We start from the raw sequence: 24,208 nt of genomic DNA, 5'->3' as shown, positions 1-24,208 counted from the left end.
CACACCGCTTGCCGAGCGGGCGCGGCCGCCCGGGCCGCCCGGGCCGCCCGGGCGCCGGCCCGACCGGAACCGGCACAACGATCGACAGGGAGTGAAGGATGAAGCGCGAAGACCTCACCGAGAAGTTGCTCGACATCAAGCGCGAGAAGGGCTGGACGTGGAAGCACATCCACGCGGAGATCGGCGGGCTCTCGCCCTTCCTGATCACGGCCGCCTGCCTGGGCCAGATGAAGCTGCCGAAGGCGCAGGCGAAGCGCGCGGCGGAGCTGTTCGGCCTCGCCGCCGCCGAGGAGCGGATGCTCAACGAGGCGCCCTACCGGGGCTCGATCCCCACGATGCCGCCCAGCGACCCGCTGATCTACCGGTTCTACGAGCTGGTCATGGTCTACGGCACGACCTTCAAGGAACTGATCCAGGAGGAGTTCGGCGACGGCATCATGTCGGCGATCGACTTCAACATGGACATGGCCCGCGAGGCCAACAACAAGGGCGACCGGGTGAAGCTGACGATGTCGGGCAAGTTCCTGCCGTACAAGTACTACGGCAACGACGACGCCACGCCGGAGTACGGGTTCAAGGAGGGGTGAGCCGCCGAAGACGCTTCCCTCCCCTCCGCGGGGGAGGGAGACGCGGCGGATGCCGCAGCGCCCTAGGCCGCAGCCGGCTGGCCCTCCGTATCCAAGTAATCCGCCACCGGCTGGGCCGGGCCATTGCGCATCAGCACGTAGAGGAACGGCACCAGCAGCAGCGTCGCCGGCGTCGCGAAGGCGATGCCGCCCATCACGGCGCGGGCCAGCGCGGCGTTCTGCTCGCCGCCCTCGCCGGTGCCGAGGGCCATTGGGATGAGGCCCAAAAACATCGCCGAGGCGGTCATCAGCACCGGCCGCAGCCGGGTCTCGCCCGCGGTGATCGCCGCCTCCAGGGCGCCGCAGCCCGTGGCCTCCCGGTGCTCCTTGGCGAAGGTGACCAGCAGGATCGAGTTCGCCGACGCGATGCCCACCGACATGATCGCCCCGAAGATCGACGGGATCGAGAAGGTGGTGCCGGTCACGAACAGCGCGAAGGTGATGCCGCAGAACGCCATCGGCAGGGCGGCGATCACCACGAACGGGTCGCCCCAGGTCTGATAGTTCACCGCCATCAGCAGGTAGACGGCGATCAGCGCGATGCCGAGGCCGATCTCCAGGCGGAAGAAGGCCGAGCGCATGTTCTCGATCTGGCCGCGCACCACGATCTTGTCGGGCGCCTCCAGGTTCTTCTGCTCGTCCTGGACGATCGCGTCGATGTCGCGCGCCACCGCGCCGAGATCCCGGTCCTGCACCGCGGCGTAGATGTCGAAGGTCGGCTGGATGTTGACGTGGCTGATCATGGTCTGCGTCGGCGTCCGGCGGAGATCCGCGAGGCTGGAGAGCAGGGTCAGCACGCCGGGGCCGGAGCCCGAGGTCGCGGCGGCGCGCACGAACATCGGCGTGTTGCGCAGGTCGGTGAGCGAGCTGTTGCGGTATTCGGGCGTCTGCACCCAGAGCTGATAGGGGATGCCGGTCTTCGGATCGGGCCAGAAGTTCGGCGTCACCTGATAGCTGCCCGACAGCGAGATGTTCATGTTCTGCGCCACCTGCTGCTCGGTGAGCCCGAGCTCCGAGGCGAGGCGCCGGTCGACGTCGACGTAGAATTGCGGCTCGTTGACGATCTGCTGCAGGTGGACGTCGACGAGGCCCTTGGTGTGCTTCAGCCGCTGGACGATGCGCTGGGCGACCTCCAGATCCTTCTCCTTGTGCCGGCCGGAGACCTGCACGTCGATCGGCGTGATGACGCCGAAGTTCAGGATCTGGGTGATCATGTCGGCGGGCTGGAAATAGACGGTCATGTCGGGGAAGCGCTTCATCAGCACCGCGCGCAGCCGCTTCATGTAGCCCGCCACAGAGCCGTGCCCCTCCTTGAGGCTGATCAGCATCTGGCCGTCGTTGTAGGAGACGAACGATCCGTCCGAGAACGCGAAGTTGTAGTTGTTTGACGGCAGGCCGATGTTCTGGAGGATCTGATCGATCTCGTCACGCGGGATCACCTCGCGCACCGTATCCTCGACCTGCGCGAAGACCTGCCGGGTGGTCTCGATCCGCATGCCGGTGCGCGTGCGCAGATGCATGGTCATCTGGCTCGCCTCGATCTGCGGGAAGTAATCCTGGCCGACGAAGACGAACAGCGCGCCGGTCATGCCGAGCACGCCCCCGACCACGCCCAGGGTGACGATCCGGTGGCGGAGCACCGCGTGCAGGAGGCCCACATAGCCCCGGTGGAACCGGGTGAAGCCGCGCTCGAAGCCGCCATGGAGGCGCCCGGCCAGCCGCAGGAGCGGTCCGCCGACGAGGCCGACGGCCCGGGCGATGCGGCCCCGGCGGGGGGCGCCGGCAGCCCGGTCCTCGTCCCGGTGCTCGTCCCGGTGCTCGTCCCGGTTCTTGGCGTGCTTCCGGCGGTATTCCGGCGCCACGATCACGTCGATCAGCAGCGGCACCAGGGTGCGCGACAGCAGGTAGGAGGTCAGCATCGCGAACACGACCGCGAGCGCCTGCGGGGTGAACAGGTATTTCGGCGTGTCGGTCAGCGCGAACACCGCCGTGAAGGCCGCGCAGATCGCCAGCGTCGAGATCAGCGCCGGCTTGGCGATGCCGGCGGCGCCGTGGACCACGCTCTCGCGGAACTCCTCGCCCTCCTCGAACAGCCGGTAGGTGTTCTCGATCGCCACCGTGGCGTCGTCCACCAGGATGCCCACCGCCAGGGCGAGGCCGCCCAGCGTCATGACGTTGACGGTCTCGCCGAGGGCCGCCAGCACGGCCAGCGAGGTCATCACGCAGAGCGGGATCGAGATCAGCACGATGATCGTCGAGCGCCACGAGCCGAGGAACAGCAGGATCGCCAGACCCGTGAGCGCCGCCGCCGTCAGGGCCTCGTGGAGCACGCCCTCGATGGCGTTCGAGACGAAGACCGACTGGTCGAACAGCTGCTTGATCGAGAGCCCCTCCGGCGCGGCGGCGCGGATGGTCGGCATCGCCGCCTTGACGTTGTTGACGACGTTGAGCGTCGAGGCGTTGCCGTTCTTGATGATCTGCATCAGCACGGCCTGGTTGCCGTCCGCGCTGACGACGTTGATCTGCGGCGGCCCGCCGTCGCGGACATAGGCGACGTCGCGCATCAGCACGGGCTGGCCGGCCACCACCTTGATCGGCGCGAGGTTGAGGGTCTCGATCGAGGGCGGGGTGGCGTTGAGCTGGACCGGGTATTGCTGCTCGCCGATCTTCGCGAGCCCGGACGGCACCGTGAGGTTCTGGGCCGTCATGGCGTTGGTGACGTCGAGCGGCGTCAGGCCGAGCGCCTGGAGGGCGTTGAGGTCCAGATCGACCATGATCTGCCGGGGCGCGCCGCCGAACGGCGACGGCAGGGTCGAGCCCGGGACCTGCGCCAGGGTCTGGCGGATCCGGTACTGGGCGTAATCGTAGACCTCGTTGAGGCTCTGCTTGGCCGAGGTCAGGGCGAGCTGGATCACCGGCACCGACGAGGCGGAGTAGCGCACGATCACCGGCGGCTGCGTGCCGGTGGGCATCACCGCGCGGATCGAGTTGGTCGAGGAGACCACCTGCGCGATGGCGAGATCGATGCTGACCGTCGGGTCGAAGTAGATCCGCTGCACCGCGGTGCCCTGGAGCGTCGTCGACTCCATGCGGCGGATGTTGTTGACGTTGTTGGAGATGCCGTATTCGGCATAGGTGGTGATGCGCTGTTCCATCTCCGGCGCGGACAGGCCGGTATAGGTCCAGACCACCACGACGACCGGGATGTCGACGACCGGCAGCACGTCCTTGGGCGTGACGAGGATTGCGCCGACGCCGCCGAGCATCATCAGCACCGCGAGCACGTAGGTCGTGATCCGGAACTTGAGGGCGTAGAGGACGAGGCCCATGCGGTCTCCGCCGGCCGGCGCCGGGCCGGCAACTCCGCGTTGTGTACCGGCCCACCGGACACCCGGAATGTTTCGCTATCACGTCCGGGCAGGCAAGGGACGGGCCGCGACGCCGCAGGGCTGCTCGGAGGCCCGCTGGCGCGGACAGCTCAGGATGACGGCGCGGGTGCTACGGATCTCAGCACGGGGGCGCTGCGCCCGCCGGAGCAGGATGCCGCCGGATCAGCGCAGCAGCGCGGACTTGTCGACCAGCAGGGCGCCGGCGATCTCGTCCAGCGCCTTGTGCTCGACTTCGCTGATGCCGTCGATATCGGCCACGTCGGCGCCGATCAGGAACACGTCCTGGCGCTGGTCGATCGGCCGCTCCGCGATGGCGCCGACGAGGCGCAGGTTCTCCAGCCGCCCGGCCCGGGTCTTGGCCCGGGCGATGGCCTCGTAGAGCTCCTGCTCGACCCGCAGGGTGTCGTAGGATTTCTCGAGGATCGGGTTGGCGCGGATGCCGCTGATCGCCGACTCGATCTCCTCCTCGGCCACGTCCCCGTCCGCCACGATGACGTTGGCCGCCGATGAGACCGCCGCCTGCAGGAAGACCGCGTCGCCCGCATACGACATGATCGTGCGGCCGAAACGAAGGATGGCGTCCTGGAAAATGCTCATGCCCACCTCCTGTCAGGTCGGAGATGGCGGACATTGTGGCGGCCGAGTCAAGGTCCGGCCGAGCTTAAGCCCGGGATGCCGCCCTCAGGTGGCGGGTTCGTGGCCGGGCCAGTCCCGCCCGAGATGCGCCGCCACGCGGGCCGGCGCGTCGCCCACCGCCGCCACCGCGGCCTCGACCTGCTCCACCGGCACCATGAACCGGCGCGCCCAATAGGCCCGCTCCCAGGCATGGGCGACGTTCACGGCCCGGGGCTCGATGGGATCCTGCGTGCGCTCGTCGGTCATCGGCCCTCCGCGTCTGGCGAGGGCCGGACGGCCCTCCGGCGTGGGGAACGCCGGGCGGGCCGGATCGGGTCCGGGCAGCGGCAGACGCGCGTTTCGAAGATTCGGGTTGCGGCCGGGGCGCCGTCGATCATGCCGGTGTCAGCGTCCGCGCGGCTGCCCGCAATGCATCGTTCATCCGGGTCTGCCAGCCGGGTCCCGTGGCCTTGAAGGCCTCGACGATCTCGACATCGAGCCGCAGGCTCACGAGCTGCTTGGTCGGCGCCTTCTGCGGCCCGCGGGACCGGCGCAGCGTGGCGTCCAGTTCGGGGAACGCCTCGGCGAAGGGCCGCACGTCACGCGCCTGTTCGGCGGTGACCTCGGGGTTGTCCGGGTCGGCCGCGATGCCGGCTTGGATCCAGGCCTCGTCCGCATCGGTGATCGGCGGCAGGTCGAGCTTAGGCATTCTCGTAGATCCTCCGTTCCGCGCGGCTCGCCGGACGCAGGCTGACGAGCGACGGCGCCTCCGATCCCAGCGGGGTGATCACCGCCGTGACGAGGAGCCCGTCGAGCACGCCGATCGCCGGGAAGCGCGCCCGGCCGTCCGGTCCGGGATCGGATGGCACGACCACAGAGTCCTCGAACAGGAAGCGGTCGCGGGCATCCGCGAAATTGAGGCCGTGCTTGGCTCGGTTGAGCGCCCGCTTCGGCTCATCCCAGACCACGCGCAGGTCTGTGCCTACAATCCGGACCGCAATCGGTCAATCAGATTGTAGATACGATTTGCGATTGCGCATCGGACGATCGCCGCCTGCCGCCCCTCAGCAGCAGCGGAAGCCCGAGGTGTTGCCGACCCCGAACCGGGCGTTCTCGCGATTGCGAAAAAACTCCACCTCGGTCATCGGCGCCCGGTCGGGATGGGTGCGGCGGACATGCGCGGCATAGGCCGCGTAGTCCCCCTGGCCCACCATCAGCCGGGCGCCGTCGCAGACGCATTTGGACAGCGTCCGGAGCCGGTCCCGCAGGTTCGGGGGCTGCAGCATGGCGCGCCCTACTCCGCCGCGACCAGGCCCGGCTCGGTCTCCAGCGCGGTCCAGCGATCCGCCCGCCACGCCTTCAGGCAGGCGGCGATGCCGAAGCCCGCGATGGCGACGACGAGGCCGATGAACAGCGCCGCCAGCACCGCGTCGATCCGGTCGTTGAGGATGATCTGGCTCATCTGGTCGGCAGTCTTGGCCGGCGCCAGGATCTTGCCCTCCGCGGCGGCGGCCGCGTAGCGATCGGCGTGGGCCAGGAACCCGATCTTCGGGTCGGCGGACATGATCTTCTGCCAGCCCGCCGTGAGGGTGCAGAGGCACAGCCACGCGGTCGGCAGGATGGTCACGAACGCGTAGCGCTCGCGCTTCATCTTGAAGATCACCACCGTGCACAGCGTCAGCGCCACCGCGGCCAGCATCTGGTTGGAGATGCCGAACAGCGGCCACAGGGTGTTGATGCCCCCGAGCGGGTCGGTGACGCCCTGGTACAGGAAGTAGCCCCAGGCGCCCACCGAGATGGCCGTGGCCGCGATGCTCGGCCCCCACGAGGTGGTGTTCTTGAACGACGGCACCGCCAGCGCCACCAGATCCTGCACCATGAACCGGCAGGCCCGGGTGCCGGCATCCACCGCGGTGAGGATGAACAGGGCCTCGAACAGGATCGCGAAGTGGTACCAGAAGGCCATCATCGCCTTGCCGCCGATGGCCGAGGAGATGATGTGGGCCATGCCCACCGCCAGCGTCGGCGCGCCGCCGGCGCGGGAGATGATCGTGCGCTCGCCGACGTCCGCGGCGGTCTGGGTGATCACCTCCGGCGTCGTGGCGAAGCCGAGCTTGGTCACGGCCGCGGCGGCGGTCTCGGGGCTGGTGCCGACCAGAGCGGCGGGCGCGTTCATGGTGAAGTAGACGCCCGGGTCGATCACGCAGGCCGAGACCAGGGCCATGATCGCCACGAAGGATTCCATCAGCATGCCGCCGTAGCCGATGAAGCGGGCGTCGGCCTCGCTGGCGATCAGCTTCGGCGTGGTGCCCGACGAGATCAGGGCGTGGAAGCCCGAGACCGAGCCGCACGCGATGGTGATGAACAGGAACGGGAACAGGCTGCCCGCCCAGACCGGGCCGGTGCCGTCCACGAACTTGGTCACCGCCGGCATCTGCACGTGCGGCGCCACGACGGCGATGCCGAGCGCCAGACCCACGATGGTGCCGATCTTGAGGAAGGTCGACAGGTAGTCGCGCGGGGCGAGCAGCAGCCAGACCGGCAGGATCGACGCCACGAAGCCGTAGCCGATCAGCATCCAGCAGAGCTGCGGGCCCGTGAAGGTGAAGGCCGGTCCCCAGACCGGGCTCGCCGCCACCGAGCCGCCGGCGAGGATCGCCAGCATCAGGAGGACGAAGCCGAGGATCGAGACCTCGCCGATCTTGCCCGGCCGGATATAGCGGGAATAGACGCCCATCAGCATGGCGATCGGGATCGTCGACATCACCGTGAAGGTGCCCCAGGGACTCTCGGCCAGCGCCTTGACGACGATCAGCGCCAGCACGGCGAGCAGGATCACCATGATCAGGAAGGTGCCGAACAGCGCGATGATGCCCGGCACGGTGCCGAGCTCGGCCCGGATCAGCTCGCCGAGCGACCGCCCGTCGCGGCGCATCGACACGAACAGGACCATGAAGTCCTGCACCGCGCCGGCCAGCACGACGCCGGCCAGGATCCACAGCATGCCCGGCAGGTAGCCCATCTGGGCGGCCAGCACCGGGCCGACCAGCGGGCCCGCCCCCGCGATCGCCGCGAAGTGGTGGCCGAACAGGACGCCGCGGTTGGTGGGCACATAGTCGAGCCCGTCATTGTGGCGCACCGCCGGCGTCACGCGCTTCGGGTCGAGGCGCATCACCTTGTCGGCGATGAACTGGGAATAGTAGCGGTAGGCGATCAGGTAGACGCAGACCGCCGCGACCACGATCCAGAGGGCGTTGATCGTCTCGCCCCTCTGGGTCGCCACGATCGCCAGAGCCGCGGCGCCGAGCGCCCCCACCAGGGCCCATGGCCCATGCCTGCCGAGCGCCGTGCCCATCTGGTCCCTCCCGGACGCCGCCTCTGGCTCGGGCGGCCCGCGAGAGCCTCCGGCCGAGATTCGTGGATCTCGTGCGACAGCGCGAGGTTATCCTATCGACCTGCCGTTGACGCAAGCGATCCGAGCTGTGATGCAGCGCATCGGACTGCCTCTTCAGCGCTGTGTCACACCAGACCTTCGGCGCGGACCTGTCTTCACGAATCCGGGCCGGACCATGGAATCCCGACGCCGTTCGCCGCTGATGTGGCTTCTCCTGCTGCCCTTCCTGGGGCTGCTGTGGGTGCCGTTCTACAATCAGCGCGACCCGATCCTGTTCGGCTTCCCGTTCTTCTACTGGTATCAGCTGGCCTGGGTGCCGCTCACTTCCCTCATCCTCTACGTCGTCTACCGGGCCGTGCGCGATGACCGCTGATCTCGATATCCCGGCGCTGTCGGTCTTCGTCTTCTTCTTCCTGCTCGTGACCGTGATGGGCTTCGTCGCCGCCCGCTGGCGCCGGCCCGAGACGCTGGCCCACCTCGACGAATGGGGCCTCGGCGGGCGCAAGTTCGGCACCTGGATCACGTGGTTCCTGATCGGCGGCGACTTCTACACCGCCTATACGGTCATCGCCGTGCCGGCGCTGGTCTACGCGGTGGGCGCCTACGGGTTCTTCGCCCTGCCCTACACGATCATCGTCTACCCGTTCGTGTTCGCGGTGATGCCGGTCCTGTGGCAGGCCGCCAAGGACAAGGGCTACGTCACGGCGGGCGACGTCGTGTACGGCACCTACGGCTCGCGGGCGCTCGAACTCGCGGTCGCCGTCACGGGCGTGATCGCCACCATGCCCTACATCGCGCTCCAGCTCATCGGCATGGAGGTGGCGATCAAGGCGCTGGGGCTGCACGGCGAGATCCCGCTGATCGTCGCCTTCCTGGTGCTGGCCTTCTACACGTACTCGTCGGGCCTGCGGGCGCCGGCGCTGATCGCCTTCGTCAAGGACATCATGATCTACGTCGTGGTGCTGGTGGCGGTGGCGATCGTGCCGTCGAAGCTCGGCGGCTACGGCGCGGTGTTCGACGCCGCCGACGCGGCGTTCAAGGCGAAGGGCTCCGGCGGCACGCTGCTGAGCCCTGCGCAGATCCTGCCCTACGCGTCCCTGGCGCTGGGCTCGGCGCTGGCGGCCTTCATGTACCCGCACACGCTCACCGGCATCTTCGCCTCGTCGGGCGGCAACACGATCCGCAAGAACGCGGTGCTGCTGCCGGCCTACACGCTGCTCCTCGGGCTGCTGGCGATGCTCGGCTACATGGGCCACGCGGCGGGCCTGAAGGTGACGAGCAACAACGACGTCGTCCCGGCGCTGTTCAAGACGCTGTTCCCGAGCTGGTTCGCGGGCTTCGCCTTCGCGGCGATCGCCATCGGCGCCCTGGTGCCGGCGGCGGTGATGTCGATCGGCGCCGCCAACCTGTTCTCGCGCAACGTCTGGAAGGCCTACGTCAACCCGAACGTCACCTCGGCCGGCGAGGCGCAGGTGGCCAAGATCACCTCGATGCTGGTCAAGGTCGGCGCGCTGGTGGCGATCCTGGTCCTGCCGACGCAGTTCGCCCTGGATCTGCAGCTGCTCGGCGGCCTGTGGATCCTCCAGACCCTGCCGGCCCTGGTCTTCGGCCTCTACATGTCGTGGTTCCGGGCGCCGGCCCTGCTCGCCGGCTGGGCCGTGGGCTTCGTCGCCGGGAGCCTGATCGCGTGGTCGGACGGGTTGAAGCCCCTGCACACCCTGACCTTCGGCGACGCGAAGCTCACCCTCTATACCGGGCTCCTGGCGCTCGCCGTGAACATCGTCGTGGCGGTGGTCGTGAACGCCGCGCTGTCCCTCGGCCGCCGGAACCCGGCCGTCGCGGCGGGCCGCTGAACCACTGTTTGAGACCGCGCCGGGGCGCCCCGGCGCTCATGAGGAGAGCATAATGGCGAAGGTCGCATTCCTGGGTCTCGGCGTGATGGGCGGCCCGATGGCGGGCCACCTCGCCAAGAAGGGAGGCCACGACGTCACCGTCTACAACCGCACCACCCCCAAGGCGGAGGCCTGGGTGAAGACCTACGGCGGCGCCTCCGCGGCCACGCCCCGGCAGGCCGTCGAGGGGGCCGAGATCGTGTTCGCCTGCGTGGGCAACGACGACGACCTGCGCAGCGTCGTGCTGGGCGAGGATGGGGCGCTGGCCGGCATGAAGCCCGGCGCGATCTTCGTCGATCATACCACCGCGTCGGCCGAGGTCGCCCGGGAACTCGCCACTGCCGCTGAGGCCAAGGGGGTGGGCTTCATCGACGCCCCGGTCTCCGGCGGCCAGGCCGGCGCCGAGAACGGCGTGCTCACCGTGATGTGCGGCGGCGAGCCCGCGACCTACGCCAAGGTCGAGGGGGCGATCGGATCCTTCGCCCGGGCCTGCCGGCTGATGGGCCCCGTGGGCGCCGGCCAGCTCACCAAGATGGTCAACCAGATCTGCATCGCCGGGCTGGTCCAGGGCCTGTCGGAGGGCGTCCACTTCGCCAAGCGCGCCGGCCTCGACGTCGAGGCGGTGCTCGACGTGATCTCCAAGGGGGCCGCCGGCTCCTGGCAGATGGAGAACCGCGGCAAGACCATGAACCAGGGCAAGTTCGACTTCGGCTTCGCGGTCGACTGGATGCGCAAGGACCTGGGCATCCTGCTCGACGAGGCCCGCCGCAACGGCGCCAAGCTGCCGGTCTCGGCCCTGGTCGACCAGTTCTACGCCGAGGTGCAGGCCATGGGCGGCAACCGCTGGGACACGTCGAGCCTGGTGGCGCGGCTGGAGCGCTGAGGGTCGGCGGTTTCTGCTCGCGGTCAGAATCAGGCGGAAACGGCCCCAGGTGCTCTCCCTCTCCCCTCTGCGGGAGAGGGTGGCGCCCGAAGGGGGTCGGGAGAGGGGAGCGCCGGTGCAGGATGGGGCTCCAGCCTTCATGACGGCCTCTCCTTTTCCTGAAGCCGCGCTTCCCTCCCCGATCCCTGCTGACGCAGGGGCCACCCTCCCCGGCAAGGGGGGAGGGATCCCGCGGCGGCCTCACAGCTCAGCCACGGCCACCTCCGGATCCATCCAGCGCCAGTCCGTCCCCATCTGGTGGCGAAACCACGTGAACTGGCGCTTGGCGTAGGCGCGCGTATCCGCCTGGCCCCGCACGATCGCCGCCTCCAGGTCGATCGTCCCGTCGAGATGGGCGATCAGCCCCGGCACCCCGTGGGCGCGCATCACCGGCAGCATCGGATCGAGCTTCCGCAACCGCAGGCGGGCGACTTCGTCCAGTGCGCCCCCGGCGATCATGGTGCGGAACCGGGCGTCGATCCGGGCGCGCAGCACGTCGCGGTCGGGGGCCAGGAAGATCTTTTGGAGATCCCAGCCGGCCAGCGGGCCGGGCACCGGATCGCCGTAGAAACTCGCGATCGGCCGGCCTGTGGCGAGAAAGATCTCCAGGGCGCGCATCACCCGCATCCGGTCGCTCGGGCGCAGGCGGGCGGCGCCCGCGGGGTCGTGCCGGGCGAGATCGGCATGCAGCGCCTGGGTGGGGCGTCCCGCGGCCTCGTCCCGCACCTGCGCCCGCACCGCCTTGGGCACCGGCGGCAGCTCCGAAAACCCCTGCTCCAGCGCCCGGAAATACAGGCCTGTCCCGCCGACGAAGACCGGCAACCGCCCGTCGAGGCTCCGGAGCAGCGCCGCCGCATCCCGTGAGAAATGCCCCACGGAATAATTCACGGCGCCATCGACATGGCCGTAGAGCCGGTGCGGGACCCGGGCTTCCTCGTCGGGATCGGGCCGGGCGGTCAGGCGGCGCAGATCCGCGTAGACCTGCATGGAATCGGTGTTGATCACCACGCCGCCGTGGCGTTGCGCCAGCCGGACGGCGAGCGCCGACTTGCCCGACGCGGTGGGCCCTGCGATGAGGATCGCCGCCGGGCGGCCCCCGGCCTCCTCCCGGTCTGGCAAGGCGAGCCTCCACGATGCTGGTCGCGGTCCTGATAGCAAACCCGGATCGGCCGTCCATCACCGACGCGGTCCTGGCCGAGACCCGCGCCGTGCTGCGGACGGAGCACCAGCCCCGGATCCTGCACGGGTCGGTCGCCGCCGAGATCCTGGTCCCCGGCGCGCCCGCGTCGGCGGCTTCGCTCACGGAGAGGCTGCGCACGGCGCTCGGCGGGGAGCCGATCGACCTCGCCGTGCTGCCCGCCGACGCGCATCGGCGCAAGCGCCTGTTCCTGGCCGACATGGATTCGACCATGATCGAGCAGGAATGCATCGACGAGCTCGCCGGGACGCTGGGCCTCAAGGACCACGTCGCGGCGATCACCGAGCGGGCGATGCGCGGCGAGATCGCGTTCGAGCCGGCGCTGCGCGAGCGCGTGGCGCTCCTGAAGGACATCCCGGTGGCGGCGGTCGACGGTCTGATCGCCGAGCGCCTGAGCCTCACGCCCGGCGGCCGCACCCTGGTGCAGACGATGCGGGCCCACGGCGCCCGGACCTGCCTGGTCTCGGGGGGCTTCACCCTGTTCACCGGGCCCATCGCGGCGACGATCGGGTTCCACGAGCACCGGTCCAACCTGCTGGGCGTGGCGGACGGGCGGCTCACCGGCACCGTGAAGGATCCGATCGTCGGCAAGGCCGAGAAGCGCGCCACGCTGATCGAACTGCGCGAGACGCTCGGCCTCGGCCCGACGGAGACGCTCGCGGTCGGCGATGGCGCCAACGACCTCGACATGCTGGCCGAGGCCGGTCTCGGCGTGGCGTTTCGGGCCAAGCCCGCGGTCGCCGCCGCGGCCCATGTCCGCGTCGAGCACGGGGACCTCACCGCGCTGCTCTACCTGCAGGGCTACGCGGCGGCGGAGTTCGTGGGGTGAGCGTTCAGTGGATGGTCCGGGTCAGGGCGCCGACGGCGCCCAGCACGGCCAGCGTCTGAAAGCCGACCGCGCCGACCAGCCAGCGCACGGTCTCGACCTTCGCAGACGCGATATCCGCTCGAGTCGTGAGACGCAGCGTTTCGATGTCGGTTCGAACGATCTGGATATCGGCTTGAACGTCGCGGATGTCGGCCTTCGTGGCGAGGTTCCCGTCGAAGACGTCGACCAGCGCATCGGCGAGGCCCTCGGCCTGCTCCGGCGTCAGGTTTGCCTTCTCGCGCAGGGCGCGGGCGAACTTCAGGGTGTCGAAGGCAACGGCCGTCATGGGGTTCGAGCTCGGTCGAGCCGTACCGACTCGCCGCGGCAGTGTGCGTCAGCGAGCCATCGCGTCAAGGCAGCCTCCCGAACGCGCGAAGGCTGCCGCCTCGGAAAGGCGACAGCCTTCGACCTCGGGATGGCGGGATGCCGCTCAGTCCAGGCCGACCGCCACGAAGCGCACGTCGCCCGTGGCGCTCGCCACCAGCAGCAGCACCGACTTGCGCCCGTCCTTCTTCAGGGCGTCGACCCGCTTGGTCACGTCGGCGGGGGTGTTCACCGCTTCCTGGCCGACCTCGACGATCACCTCGCCCGGCTGGATCCGCTTGTCGGCCGCGGTCGAGTTCGGATCGACGCGGGTGACGACGACGCCCTTCACGGTGTCCTTGATAGAGTACTTCTTACGCAGATCGTCGGTCATGCCGGAGAGGTTGAGGCCGAGCGCCTGACGGGTCGCGCTCTCGGGCTCGGGCTGGCGCAGGTTGGCGAGCTGCGGCTTGTCGGTGTCCTCGAGCCGGCCGAGGGTGACGGGCTTCGTCACCTCCTCGCCCTTGCGCATGACCACCACGTCGACCTTCTGGCCGACGGGCGTCGAGGCGACGATGCGCGGCAGGTCGCCCGAGGCCTTCACCGGGGCGCCGTTGAACTTCAGGATCACGTCGCCGACCTCGATGCCGGCGATCTTGGCCGGGCCCTTCTCGTCGACGCCGGCCACCAGGGCACCCCGCGCCCCGCCCTTGAGGTTGAGGGCCTCCGCGGTGGCGTCGTCGACGTTCTGGATGCGCACGCCGAGCCAGCCACGCCGGACCTCGCCGAAGTCGCGCAGCTGGTCGATCACCGGCTTGGCCGTGTCGGAGGGCACCGCGAAGCCGATGCCCACCGAGCCTCCGGTGGGCGACAGGATCGCCGTGTTGATGCCGATCACCTCGCCGTCCATGTTGAACAGCGGACCGCCCGAATTGCCCTTGTTGATGGCCGCGTCGGTCTGGATGTAGTTGTCGTAGGGTCCGGACTCGATGTTCCGGCCCCGGGCCGAGACGATGCCGGCCGAGACCGAGCCGCCCAGCCCGAACGGGTTGCCGATGGCGATGACCCAGTCACCCGGCCGCATCTTGTCGGAATCGCCGAACGGCACCGCCTTCAGCGGGCGGTCGGCGGTGGGCTTCACCCGCAGCACCGCGAGGTCGATCTTCGAATCCTTGCCGACGATCTCTGCCTTCAGCTTGGTGCCGTCGTGCAGGATGACCTGGATGTCGTTGGCGTCGCCGATGACGTGGTTGTTGGTCACCACGATGCCGGAGGCGTCGATGATGAAGCCCGAGCCCAGGGAGTTGGACTTGCGCTGCTGGCGCGGCGCGTCGTTGTCCCCGCGCTCGCCGCCCTTGCCGCCGCGGCGGTTGAAGAATTCCTCGAACAGGTCTTCGAAGGGCGTGCCCGGGGGCACCTGCGGCATGGCGCGGCCGCCCCGGGCCTCCACGGTGGTGGAGGCGGAGATGTTCACCACCGCGTCGGTGACCTGATCGGCGAGGTCGGCCAGGGAGGCCGGCCCCTTGGCGAAGGCCGGGATCGGAAGGGCGGCGCCCGCCAGGGAGACCCCCACGGAGGCGCCGACCAGGATCGCGGCCATCAGCGCGCGGGCGCGGGAACGGGGCTGCGCCTTCGCGCGGCCGAAGGGCGCCTCGGGGGCGCTCGCGACGGGGTGCATCATCGACCTCTTCAAGAACGCGTTTCCGGCTGTGCGGGCCCGCGATCCGAGATCGGGGCCCGCCTGAGTGTCTCGCAAAGTAGTCCCCGGGCGCCATGGCGCCAACACGCGGTCGATCAGCGCGCCGCCCCGGTCGTCGATCCCGTGGTGGCGCTCGGATCGGCGGGTCCGCGCGGGCCCCGGGGGGCCGCAGAAGCCGCCGCCCGACCCTGCGGGTCGCTGAAGTAGCGGAAGAAATCCGAGTTCGGGCTGATCACCAGCCGCGTGTCGGAGCCCTTCAGCCCGGTCTCGTAGGCCTGCATCGAGCGGTAGAAGCTGAAGAAATCCGGATCCTTCCCGAACGCGTCCGCGAGGATCCGGTTCTTGTCGGCGTCGCCCTGGCCGCGCAGCTGCTCGGAGGTCTGGGTCGCGTCAGCCAGGATCACCGTGACCTCGCGGTCGGCCTTGGCGCGGATCGTGGCGGCGATCTGGTCGCCGTTGGCGCGGATGTCGGCGGCCTCGCGCTCGCGCTCGGTCTTCATCCGCTTGTAGACGGCGGCCGAGTTCTGCGCCGGCAGGTCGACGCGGGTCATACGCAGGTCGACGATCTCGACGCCCAGCGCCTTCGCCTGCCGGTTCACGTCCTCCTGGATGTTGTGCATCAGCTGGCCGCGCTCGGTCTTGACGATGGCGTCGCGGGTCGAGCGGGCGAGCACGTTGCGCAGGCTCGAATTGGTGAAGCTGGCGAGCCGCTGGTTGGCGAGCCCGACATTGCCCACCGCCTGATAAAAGCGCAGGGGATCGAGGATGCGGTAGCGCGCGAAGGCGTCCACCTCCAGGTTCTGCCGGTCGGCGGTGAGCACCGTCTGGACCGGCAGGTCGAGGTCGAGCACCCGCTTGTCGAAGATCACCACGTTCTCGACGAACGGAATCTTGAAGTAGAGCCCGGGCTTCTCCTCGCCGGTGGGGTTGAGGACGGCCCGGACCCGGCCGAACTGCAGGACCAGCGCCTGCTGCATCTGGCCGACGGTGAAGATCGAGGCGTAGAGCCCGATCGCGACGATCGCGGCGACCGCGATCAGGCCGGTGCGGAGGGCCTGTTTCATCGGGCGGCTCCCGTCTGGGTCGGGGCCCGGGCGCCGAACTCCGAGAGCGGCAGTACCGGCAGCACACCGGCGGCGGTCGCCGCCCCGGGCTGCGTCCCGTTCTGGTCGATGATCACCTTGTTCACGGAGCCCAGGACCTTCTCCATCGTCTCCAGGAAGATCCGCTCGCGGCTGATCGCCGGGGCGGCCTTGTAGGAGGCGTAGACCTCGCTGAAGCGCGCGGCCTGGCCGGTGGCGTCGGCCGTCGCCTTGGTCCGGTAGGCCTCGGCCTGCTGGACGATCTGCGACGCCTTGCCCCGGGCCTGCGGCACCTCGCGGCTGGCGTAGGTCTTGGCCTCGTTCTGCGCCGTATCGGCGTCCTGCTGGGCGGCGTTGACGTCGATGAAGGCGGGGCGCACCTCCGGCGGCGGGTTGACCGAGACGAGCTGCACCACCTCGATGCGCACGCCGGCGCCGTACTCGTCCAGCGCCTTCTGGACCATCTCCTTGACCTCCTGGGCGATGCTCGACTGCTCGTTGGTCAGGATCGCCTGGATGTTGCGGCGGCCGATCACCTCGCGCATCGCGCTCTCGGAGATCGCCTTGATGGTGCCCTCCGGGTTCTGGAGGTTGAACACGAAGTCGGAGGCCTTGAGCGGATTGACGCGCCACTGCACCTCGAAGTCGAGGTCGACGATGTTCTCGTCGCCGGTGAGCATCAGGCTCTCGTCCGGCCGGTCGCTGTTCCGGCCCTGGCCGCCCGGACCGGAGCGGAACCCGATCTGGATGGAGTTCTGCGAGCCGACATCCGGCTTGACGACGCCGCCGATCGGGTAGGGAAAGTTGTAGCGCAGGCCCTCGCCCTTGGTGCCGACGTAGCGGCCGAAGATCGTCTCGATGCCGACCTGCCGCGGGTAGACGGTGTAGAAGCCCGTGGCGAGCCAGACCGCGACGGCGAGCGCCGCGACCACCGCCGCGCTGCGGCCGCCGCCGAAGCCCGTCGAGCCGCCGCCGTAGCCGCCGGTGCCGCCGCCGCCCGGAATCAGGTTGCGCAGCCGGTCCTGCCCGCGCCGGAGCAGGTCTTCGAGGTTCGGCGGGGTCTTGCCGCCGCCGCCCCACGGGCCGCCACCGCCGCCGTTGCCGCCGGGCCGGCCCCAGGGACCTCCGCCGCCGCTCTGATTGCTCCAAGGCATCCTAGCCGTCGTCTCCCGCCTGTCCGCGCCCGGCCCTACACCGACCCGCGCCCCCTGCCCCAACGGCCACGCCCGCCCGCCGAGCCCCGACGCGCCGGGCCGGCCGCTGCGCGAACCCGTCGGGTCGAAGGCCTAAGCGCCTGCGTCCGCGCAGCTTCCCGCCCGACCCGCGCCCGGTCCGGGCGCACACCCGACAGGCACCTGCGGGCGCACGCCCCATGCTGTCAAGGCTGGCAGGTGGGCACGCGGGGCGTGGAAGGCAACCGCGGCGGCGCGCCTCAGCGGACGCGCTCCCAGTCGACGAACGCGAAGGCGTGCTCGTCGCGCGGGCCGGCGGGATGCGGTTCGCGGAACGTCTCCCGGAACTGCGCCCGGTCGAAGTCCGGAAATCGCACGTCGCCCGCCGGCTCGGCGTCGACCTCGGTGAGGTGGAGGCGATCGGCCCGCGCAAGCGCGAGCGCGTAGATCTCGGCGCCCCCCACCACCATCAGCTCCGCCCCGGCGGCGGCGGCCAGCGCGGTCTCCCAGTCGTGGACGGCCTCGGCGCCTTCGGCCCGGAAGCCGCGGTCCCGGGTGAGCACCAGCGTGCGCCGCCCCGGCAGCGGCCGGCCGATCGAGTCCCAGGTCCTGCGACCCATCAGCATCGGCTTGCCCATGGTCAGGGCCTTGAACCGCCTCAGGTCGCTGGACAGGTGCCAGGCGAGCCCGTTGTCGCGGCCGATCACGCCGTTGCGGGCGACGGCCGCCACCAGCGAGACGATCGGACTCATACCGCCACCGGCGCCGCGATGGCGGGATGGGGATCGTAGCCCTCGACGGCGAAGTCCTCGTACCGGAAGGCGAACAGATCGCGCACCGCCGGGTTGAGCCGCAGCCGCGGCAGGGGGCGTGGCTCCCGGGCGAGCAGGGTGCGGGTCTGCTCCAGGTGGTTCCGGTAGAGATGCGCGTCGCCGAAGGTGTGGACGAAATCGCCGACCCCGAGCCCGGTCACCTGGGCGATCATGTGGGTCAGGAGCGCGTAGCTCGCGATGTTGAACGGCACGCCCAGGAAGGCGTCCGCCGAGCGCTGGTAGAGCTGGCAGGAGAGCCGCCCCTCGCTCACGTAGAATTGGAACAGGCAGTGGCAGGGGGCGAGCGCCATCCGGTCGAGGTCCGCCGGGTTCCAGGCGGAGACGATCAGGCGGCGGGAATCCGGGTTGCGCCGGATCTCGTCGAGCACCCAGGCGATCTGGTCGACGGTGCCGCCGCCGGGCTTCTGCCAGGAGCGCCACTGCCGGCCGTAGACCGGGCCGAGGTCGCCATCCGCGTCGGCCCACTCGTCCCAGATCGTCACCCCGTTCGCCCGGAGGGCGGCCACGTTGGTGTCGCCCGCGAGGAACCAGAGCAGCTCGTGGATGATCGAGCGCAGGTGCAGCCGCTTCGTGGTGACCAGCGGGAACCCGGCCGACAGGTCGAAGCGCATCTGGTGGCCGAACACCGAGAGCGTCCCGGTGCCGGTGCGGTCATCCTTGGCGGTCCCCTGCTCGAGGATGCGCCGGAGCAGGTCCTGGTAAGCGTCCATCGGCCATTCCTGCGCGCCGGCGCGCCGCGCGGCAAGCGCGCCGGCGACATTTGCACCGCCGTCGAACCGGGAGCCTGTCGGACGCCCGCCGTGCGAGCCGCGCCCTCATGCCGAGGGGGCCGTCGAGGGGCCGCCGAGGGGCCCGACGGCAGCCCCGGGACCGGTCGGGAGCCGGAGATCCGCTGCCTCCGGCCGCCGGGGACGCCTCGCAGGCCAAGAAGCCGTCAGGACGGCCAGAGCAGGTAGGTCACCAAGGCGAGGTTCGACCAGCCGTGCAGGGCGATGCCGGGCCAGAGCCGTCCGGTGCGCCTGCGCAGCCAGCCGAGCGCCAGCGCCAGGGGCAGGAGCGAGACCGGGCGGGCCAGCCCCCAGGACGAGACATGGGCCGCCGCGAAGATGAGGGCGGTGACCAGGATCGCCGCCCCGGGCCCGATGGCGGCCTCGGCGCGGGCGTAGGCCTCGCCGCGCAGGAGCAGCTCCTCGGCCACGGGGGCGAGGATCGCCAGGTAGGCGAGCCACGCGGCGATGGCAGCCTGGCTCATGAACGGCGATAGCCGCACGTGCTGGCCGAAGCTCGCCCCGAACAGCTCGGCCGTGCCGGTGACCCAGGTGATGTGCAGCACCGGCCAGACGAGCAGGATCGCCAGCAGCGCCACGGGCCGCATGCCGTTGGGGCGTTCCCGGTCGAGGGCGAGGCGGCGGCGCCACCCGGACCGGTCCTGCCACCACGCCCCCCCGATCACCAGGGCGGCGAGGAACACCTGCCGCAGGGCGTCGATGGCGAAGGCCCGGTGGGCGAGCTCCACCGCGCCGAGGAACGGCCGCCGCTCCGGCGGCAGGAACGGATCGATGCCGCTCCAGAGGTCGAAGCCGACCCGCACGCTGACGAGGGAGAGCAGGCTCGCGGCGCCGAGGTAGAGGACGACGAGACCGACCAGGACGCCGAGGCGCCCCGCCGTCGACCAGACACCGAGACGGACCCGGTCCTCCGGCCCCGGGGGGCGCGACTGCGCGCTTCCGGCAACAGCCTCGTCCGGCGACTCCACATGCGGCGGCGGCGCGACACGATCGGGCTTCAAAACCGGACCGATCCCCTCTATATCTCGGGAGCCGGTCGCGAGGCCGGCTATGGCGACAAACGATCTTCGCAATAAACCTATCGGACCCGGGGGCGGTACCCGGCGCTTCCCCCTGAGCCCAGGACATGCTGCCGCAAGGCACGTGGCCGGAGCCCAGGCTTCGGTGGCGATGGCCGCGTAAGCGGTCCTCAAGACCGACCCGACGTCCGAGCGGGCCGCACTGCACGGGCGAGGTTCGGAGGCACCTGGCAACAGAAGCCTCCAGTTCAATTTCTCGGTCCGGCCATCCGCGGCGGGGCGCCGGGCAGACCGGGCGAAAGCGCGACCGCAGATGGCAGACGACCTGATCCGCTACGACCTTCTGGTGCAGGACGCCCTGCGCGGCGTGGTGCGCAAGGTGCTGACCGACGCAGCCCGCGAGGGACTGATGGGCGAGCACCATTTCTACGTCTCGTTCCGGACGGAGGCGCCCGGCGTACGGATGTCGCAGGCCCTGCGCGAGAAGTATCCGCAGGACATGACCATCGTCCTGCAGCACCAGTTCTGGGATCTCAACGTCACCGAGCACACCTTCGAGGTCGGCCTCTCCTTCTCTGGGGTGCCGGAGCGCCTGCTGGTGCCGTTCGATGCCCTTTCGGGCTTCTTCGACCCCTCCGTGCAGTTCGGCCTGAAGTTCGATCTCAGCGAGGCCGGCGAGACGCCCGAGGAGGCGAATGCCGCGCCGGCCAAGGCCGGCCCGCGGGGCGCGGGTTCCGAGCCCGGCGAGGTCCGCCCCAAGGGGGCCGGGCTCGCCACGATCGGGGCGGGCGCGCCGAAGGGTCTTCCGGCCCCGGCCGTCCAGGGCGAGAAGCCCGACGGCAAGCCGGACGAGAAGGCCCCCCGCCCCGCCGCCAAGAAGGACGGCGAGGAGGGCAGCGCCGAGGTCGTGAGCCTGGACGCGTTCCGCAAGAAGAGCTGAATTTCGCGGGCCGAATCGACGGCCCGGGGATTGTCAGATGGGCGAGACCATCGCGCAGCCGATCCCGTCGGCAGCGGAGCGCAAGCACCGCGCGAGGCGCTTCAACGAAGGTCTCAAGCTGGCCGCGACCCTGCTGAACTCGTTGGCCATCGCCACGATCGGCATCGCGGTCATCAACCCCCTCGCGCAGCGGCGCCTCGATCTCCTCGCCGACGGCGGTTGGACTTTGCTGGTCGCGGCTTTCATCCTACATGCGATGGGTCAGATCGTGATCAGATTCCTGCGTCCGGAGGAGTGATCGGATGACCCAGGCTTACGCCAATCAGATCCTCGGCATCGCCCTCGCGCTGTCGGCCGCGATCTTCGTCGGCGTCTGGATCGCGAGCCGCATCTACGATCGCACGACGCGCCGACTCGACGGCCATCACGGCGAATAGGGCACCTTCGCCGATAGGATCGCGGCTCGGGAGATCCGGCCGCCGAGCCCCCGGCGAGGCTGTCAGTCCCGCGCCTCCGCCTCCATGCGCAGCCCGTGCTCCGGCCGAAGCGTCACCCGGTGGAGCGGCGTGACCGGCGGGTGATCCTCCGGCAGCCGGAACCGCACCGCCCGGACCACGTGGGCCAGCACGATCACCGCCTCCTGGATCGAGAAGCTCTGGCCGATGCAGACCCGCGGACCGGCGCCGAAGGGCAGGTAGGCGAAGCGCGGGATCGCATCCCGGTTCTCGGGCAGGAACCGTTCCGGCATGAAGGCGTCCGGGTCGCGCCACAGCAGGTGGTGGCGGTGGAGCACCCAGGGCGCCACCAGGACCAGCGAGCCGCGCGGCACCTTGATCCGGCCGAGCCGGTCGTCGCGGACCGCCTGGCGGCTCAGGAACGGAACCGGCGGGAACAGGCGCATCGCCTCCTCGATCGCCGCCCGGGTGAACGGCAGGCGCTCCGCGGCGAAATCCCCCGGCCCCGCCGCGTCGACCTCGGCCTCGATCCGCGCCTGGGCGGCGGGATCCTGCGACAGGCAGTAGAGCGTCCAGGTCAGGGAATTGGCCGTGGTCTCGTGGCCGGCCGCGATGAACGTGACGATGTTCGCCTTCACGGCGAGGTCCGAGAGTCCGTTGCCGGTCTCGGGATCGTGCGCGGCCAGCAGGAGGGTGAGGAGATCCCGGGGGGCGTCCCCGCCGGCCATCAGCGCCTTGCGCCGGGCGATCAGCGCGTCGACCACCTCGGCGAAGAAGCGCCCGGCCGGGCGCGCGCGCAGCCGGCCGATCCGGGGCACGAAGTCCGGAACGCCGAACACGTCGAGGGGGTCGATCGGCCCCACCGCCTCCAGGAAGCGCGTGATGGCGCGGCCGAGGGCGTCCGGATCGCTCGGCAGCCCGTGCGTGAAGATCGTCCGCTCCAGCACGTCCAGCGTGACGCGGGTCATCTCCAGGGCCACGTCGACCTGCTTGCCGGCCCGGCGGGCGAGACGGCGCCCGAGCTTCGCGCCGGCCGCGTTCATCGCGTCGGAGAAGCCCTGGACGGTGCGGGCGTTGAAGATCGGCGCCAGGGTCCGGCGCTGGAGCCGCCACTCGTCGCCCTCGGCGCTGAGGAGACCGTTGCCGAGCCCGGGGGCGAGCACGCGCCGCTGCAGGTCGTCCTTGCGATAGCCGTCGACGTTCTCGATCAGCAGGTAGCGGATCAGCGCCGGGTCGCTGACCACGGTGATCCGGCCCATCGCGCCCTCGGCCGCCACGACGGGCAGCTTGAAATGCGCGTCCATCCAGGTGGTGATCGGATTCTTCCGCGCCGCCCGCAGGAACTCGAACAGGCCCAGCGGCTCGCGCAGCGGCGGCGGCACGGCAGGGCGGAACCGCGGGGCGGGCTCGGAGAGATCGATCGTCGCGCTCATCGGCTCCTTGTCCGGCGGGAACAGAGCCCCGCCCTTGTCGGTGCGCCGGGGAAAACCGACATCGCGATTCCCCCGCGCCTCATTTAAGTAGGCACCGCACTGCACCAGACGTAGAGGCCACGATGTCGCCCACCGAGACCGCCACCCGCACCGAGTCCGACACGTTCGGGCCGATCGAGGTCCCGGCCCATCGCTACTGGGGGGCGCAGACCCAGCGCTCGATCCAGAACTTCAAGATCGGCACCGAGCACATGCCGGCGCCGCTGGTGCACGCGCTCGGCCTCGTGAAGCAGGCCGCGGCGCTGGTGAACAAGGATCTCGGCGCCCTGGAGCCCAGGCTCGCCGACGCCATCGCGGCCTCGGCCGCCGAGGTGGTGGAGGGCCGCTACGACGACGAGTTCCCCCTGGTGGTCTGGCAGACCGGGTCGGGCACGCAGTCCAACATGAACGCCAACGAGGTGATCGCCAGCCTGGCCAACGAGCGCCTCGGCGGCCAGCGCGGCGGCAAGTCTCCGGTGCATCCCAACGACCATTGCAACCGCGGCCAGTCCTCCAACGACACCTTCCCCACCGCCATGCACATCGCGGTGGCCCGCGAGATCAGCGGCCGGCTGATGCCGGCGCTCCGCCACCTCCACACGGCCCTGGACGCCAAGGCCCAGGCGTTCGAATCGATCGTCAAGATCGGCCGGACCCACCTGCAGGACGCGACGCCGGTCTCCCTCGGCCAGGAATTCTCCGGCTACGCCGCGCAGGTGGCGCTGGGCGGCTCGCGCGTCGCCGCGACCCTGCCGGGGGTCCTGGCGCTCGCCCAGGGCGGCACCGCGGTCGGCACCGGCCTCAACGCCCATCCGGAATTCGCGGCGCGCTTCGCCGCCAAGGTCGCCGAGCTGACCGGGCTGCCCTTCACCTCGGCCGAGAACAAGTTCGAGGCGCTCGCCACCCACGACGCCCTCGTGTTCACGCAGGGCGCGCTCGCCGCCCTCGCCGCCGGCCTGTTCAAGATCGCCCAGGACATCCGCTTCCTCGGCTCGGGCCCGCGCTCCGGCCTCGGCGAGCTGTCGCTCCCCGAGAACGAGCCCGGCTCCTCGATCATGCCCGGCAAGGTCAACCCGACCCAGTGCGAGGCCCTGACCATGGTCTGCGCCCAGGTGATCGGCAACGGCACGACGGTGAGCTTCGCCGGCAGCCAGGGCAATTTCGAGCTCAACGTGTTCAAGCCGGTGATCGCCAACGCGGTGCTGCAATCGGTGCGCCTGCTCGCCGACGCGGCGGTGAGCTTCACCGACAATTGCGTGGTCGGCATCAAGGCCAACGAGGACAAGATCGCCGACCTGATGAGCCGCTCGCTCATGCTGGTGACCGCGCTCGCCCCCTCGATCGGCTACGACAAGGCCGCCGAGATCGCCAAGACCGCGCACAAGAACGGCACCACCCTCAAGCAGGAGGCGCTGCGCCTCGGCTACGTGACCGAGGCGGAGTTCGAGCGCGTGGTCCGGCCGGAGACCATGCTGGCGCCGAGCGCCGACTGATTCGTTCGCCATCCGGCCGGCGCGGGACACCGGGGCCGGCCGCCACTG

General features: G+C 70.4%; 25 protein-coding genes. 9 read left to right on the top strand and 16 right to left on the bottom strand.

Annotated features, from left to right (window positions below):
- Positions 1 to 98: 98 nt before the first annotated feature.
- Positions 99 to 587: a cyanase gene (gene cynS, locus MKL01_RS10850; RefSeq protein WP_243905225.1), complete on the top strand. Its 489-nt coding sequence runs from the start codon at positions 99 to 101 to the stop codon at positions 585 to 587.
- 62 nt (positions 588 to 649) lie between these two features.
- Here the strand turns inward: cynS and MKL01_RS10845 are convergent, their stop codons facing one another.
- The 7 genes from MKL01_RS10845 to MKL01_RS10815 all read right to left on the bottom strand — a co-directional run bounded on the left by MKL01_RS10845 (position 650) and on the right by MKL01_RS10815 (position 7,985).
- On the bottom strand, positions 650 to 3,955 hold the full coding sequence (locus MKL01_RS10845) for an efflux RND transporter permease subunit (RefSeq protein WP_243905224.1): 3,306 nt from the start codon (positions 3,953 to 3,955) through the stop codon (positions 650 to 652).
- A gap of 222 nt (positions 3,956 to 4,177) precedes the next feature.
- The gene (locus MKL01_RS10840; protein ID WP_243905223.1) at positions 4,178 to 4,612 is read right to left on the bottom strand and encodes a tellurite resistance TerB family protein; all 435 of its coding nucleotides are present in this window, start codon (positions 4,610 to 4,612) and stop codon (positions 4,178 to 4,180) included.
- 84 nt (positions 4,613 to 4,696) lie between these two features.
- Positions 4,697 to 4,897 (bottom strand): DUF3606 domain-containing protein, encoded by a 201-nt coding sequence (locus MKL01_RS10835; protein WP_243905222.1) that lies wholly within the window; start codon positions 4,895 to 4,897, stop codon positions 4,697 to 4,699.
- A gap of 127 nt (positions 4,898 to 5,024) precedes the next feature.
- Positions 5,025 to 5,339: a BrnA antitoxin family protein gene (locus MKL01_RS10830; RefSeq protein WP_243905221.1), complete on the bottom strand. Its 315-nt coding sequence runs from the start codon at positions 5,337 to 5,339 to the stop codon at positions 5,025 to 5,027.
- Positions 5,332 to 5,598 (bottom strand): BrnT family toxin, encoded by a 267-nt coding sequence (locus MKL01_RS10825; RefSeq protein ID WP_313901456.1) that lies wholly within the window; start codon positions 5,596 to 5,598, stop codon positions 5,332 to 5,334. Before MKL01_RS10825 ends, MKL01_RS10830 begins: the two co-directional genes overlap by 8 nt.
- 96 nt (positions 5,599 to 5,694) lie before the next feature.
- Positions 5,695 to 5,916 (bottom strand): YbdD/YjiX family protein, encoded by a 222-nt coding sequence (locus MKL01_RS10820; protein ID WP_243905220.1) that lies wholly within the window; start codon positions 5,914 to 5,916, stop codon positions 5,695 to 5,697.
- An 8-nt stretch (positions 5,917 to 5,924) separates the two neighbouring features.
- Complete coding sequence (locus tag MKL01_RS10815) at positions 5,925 to 7,985, bottom strand: carbon starvation CstA family protein (protein ID WP_243905219.1); 2,061 nt, start codon at positions 7,983 to 7,985, stop codon at positions 5,925 to 5,927.
- 214 nt (positions 7,986 to 8,199) lie between these two features.
- Between MKL01_RS10815 and MKL01_RS10810 the strand changes: the two genes are divergently transcribed.
- The 3 genes from MKL01_RS10810 to MKL01_RS10800 are packed head-to-tail and all read left to right on the top strand — an operon-like array spanning position 8,200 to position 10,799.
- On the top strand, positions 8,200 to 8,397 hold the full coding sequence (locus tag MKL01_RS10810; RefSeq protein WP_243905218.1) for a DUF3311 domain-containing protein: 198 nt from the start codon (positions 8,200 to 8,202) through the stop codon (positions 8,395 to 8,397).
- Positions 8,387 to 9,877, top strand: a complete 1,491-nt coding sequence (mctP, locus tag MKL01_RS10805; protein WP_243905217.1) for a monocarboxylate uptake permease MctP — start codon at positions 8,387 to 8,389, stop codon at positions 9,875 to 9,877. Before MKL01_RS10810 ends, mctP begins: the two co-directional genes overlap by 11 nt.
- A 52-nt stretch (positions 9,878 to 9,929) precedes the next feature.
- Entirely contained in the window at positions 9,930 to 10,799 is an 870-nt protein-coding gene (locus MKL01_RS10800; protein ID WP_243905216.1) for an NAD(P)-dependent oxidoreductase, read from the top strand.
- 240 nt (positions 10,800 to 11,039) lie between these two features.
- Here the strand turns inward: MKL01_RS10800 and miaA are convergent, their stop codons facing one another.
- On the bottom strand, positions 11,040 to 11,957 hold the full coding sequence (gene miaA / locus MKL01_RS10795; protein ID WP_243905215.1) for a tRNA (adenosine(37)-N6)-dimethylallyltransferase MiaA: 918 nt from the start codon (positions 11,955 to 11,957) through the stop codon (positions 11,040 to 11,042).
- Positions 11,958 to 11,971: 14 nt separating this feature from the next.
- Here miaA and serB point away from each other — a divergent pair, with 14 nt between their 5' ends.
- Positions 11,972 to 12,865, top strand: coding sequence for a phosphoserine phosphatase SerB (serB, locus tag MKL01_RS10790; protein ID WP_243905214.1), 894 nt, complete (start codon positions 11,972 to 11,974; stop codon positions 12,863 to 12,865).
- Positions 12,866 to 12,869: 4 nt separating this feature from the next.
- On the opposite strand, the gene MKL01_RS10785 is transcribed toward serB, so the two are convergent.
- The 7 genes from MKL01_RS10785 to MKL01_RS10755 form a co-directional block, all read right to left on the bottom strand.
- A complete protein-coding gene (locus MKL01_RS10785; RefSeq protein ID WP_243905213.1) occupies positions 12,870 to 13,190 on the bottom strand; it encodes a CCDC90 family protein in 321 nt (106 codons plus the stop codon).
- 144 nt (positions 13,191 to 13,334) lie between these two features.
- The gene (locus MKL01_RS10780; RefSeq protein ID WP_243905477.1) at positions 13,335 to 14,885 is read right to left on the bottom strand and encodes a DegQ family serine endoprotease; all 1,551 of its coding nucleotides are present in this window, start codon (positions 14,883 to 14,885) and stop codon (positions 13,335 to 13,337) included.
- A 116-nt stretch (positions 14,886 to 15,001) separates the two neighbouring features.
- The gene (gene hflC, locus MKL01_RS10775) at positions 15,002 to 15,970 is read right to left on the bottom strand and encodes a protease modulator HflC (RefSeq protein ID WP_243905212.1); all 969 of its coding nucleotides are present in this window, start codon (positions 15,968 to 15,970) and stop codon (positions 15,002 to 15,004) included.
- On the bottom strand, positions 15,967 to 17,142 hold the full coding sequence (gene hflK / locus MKL01_RS10770) for an FtsH protease activity modulator HflK (protein ID WP_243905211.1): 1,176 nt from the start codon (positions 17,140 to 17,142) through the stop codon (positions 15,967 to 15,969). The genes hflC and hflK overlap by 4 nt, the downstream gene beginning before the upstream one ends.
- A gap of 278 nt (positions 17,143 to 17,420) precedes the next feature.
- Complete coding sequence (locus MKL01_RS10765; RefSeq protein WP_243905210.1) at positions 17,421 to 17,912, bottom strand: dihydrofolate reductase; 492 nt, start codon at positions 17,910 to 17,912, stop codon at positions 17,421 to 17,423.
- Positions 17,909 to 18,703, bottom strand: a complete 795-nt coding sequence (locus tag MKL01_RS10760; protein ID WP_243905209.1) for a thymidylate synthase — start codon at positions 18,701 to 18,703, stop codon at positions 17,909 to 17,911. Before MKL01_RS10760 ends, MKL01_RS10765 begins: the two co-directional genes overlap by 4 nt.
- Before the next feature lie 224 nt (positions 18,704 to 18,927).
- The gene (locus MKL01_RS10755; RefSeq protein WP_243905208.1) at positions 18,928 to 19,782 is read right to left on the bottom strand and encodes a CPBP family intramembrane glutamic endopeptidase; all 855 of its coding nucleotides are present in this window, start codon (positions 19,780 to 19,782) and stop codon (positions 18,928 to 18,930) included.
- A gap of 331 nt (positions 19,783 to 20,113) precedes the next feature.
- On the opposite strand from MKL01_RS10755, the gene MKL01_RS10750 reads away from it, so the two are divergent.
- The 3 genes from MKL01_RS10750 to MKL01_RS35700 are packed head-to-tail and all read left to right on the top strand — an operon-like array spanning position 20,114 to position 21,177.
- On the top strand, positions 20,114 to 20,740 hold the full coding sequence (locus MKL01_RS10750) for an SspB family protein (RefSeq protein ID WP_243905207.1): 627 nt from the start codon (positions 20,114 to 20,116) through the stop codon (positions 20,738 to 20,740).
- Positions 20,741 to 20,777: 37 nt separating this feature from the next.
- Positions 20,778 to 21,038 (top strand): hypothetical protein, encoded by a 261-nt coding sequence (locus tag MKL01_RS10745; protein WP_243905206.1) that lies wholly within the window; start codon positions 20,778 to 20,780, stop codon positions 21,036 to 21,038.
- 4 nt (positions 21,039 to 21,042) lie between these two features.
- The gene (locus MKL01_RS35700; RefSeq protein WP_279604535.1) at positions 21,043 to 21,177 is read left to right on the top strand and encodes a hypothetical protein; all 135 of its coding nucleotides are present in this window, start codon (positions 21,043 to 21,045) and stop codon (positions 21,175 to 21,177) included.
- A 62-nt stretch (positions 21,178 to 21,239) separates the two neighbouring features.
- Here the strand turns inward: MKL01_RS35700 and MKL01_RS10740 are convergent, their stop codons facing one another.
- Positions 21,240 to 22,628: a cytochrome P450 gene (locus MKL01_RS10740; protein WP_243905205.1), complete on the bottom strand. Its 1,389-nt coding sequence runs from the start codon at positions 22,626 to 22,628 to the stop codon at positions 21,240 to 21,242.
- 122 nt (positions 22,629 to 22,750) lie between these two features.
- Between MKL01_RS10740 and fumC the strand changes: the two genes are divergently transcribed.
- Positions 22,751 to 24,160: a class II fumarate hydratase gene (fumC, locus tag MKL01_RS10735; RefSeq protein ID WP_243905204.1), complete on the top strand. Its 1,410-nt coding sequence runs from the start codon at positions 22,751 to 22,753 to the stop codon at positions 24,158 to 24,160.
- Positions 24,161 to 24,208: the final 48 nt, after the last annotated feature.

Origin of the sequence: Methylobacterium sp. J-070, from assembly GCF_022829385.1 — a bacterium.
Classification (GTDB): Bacteria; Pseudomonadota; Alphaproteobacteria; order Rhizobiales; family Beijerinckiaceae; genus Methylobacterium.
The sequence above is the reverse complement of the archived record's forward strand: the minus strand, read 5'-3'. Positions and strand labels throughout refer to the sequence as shown.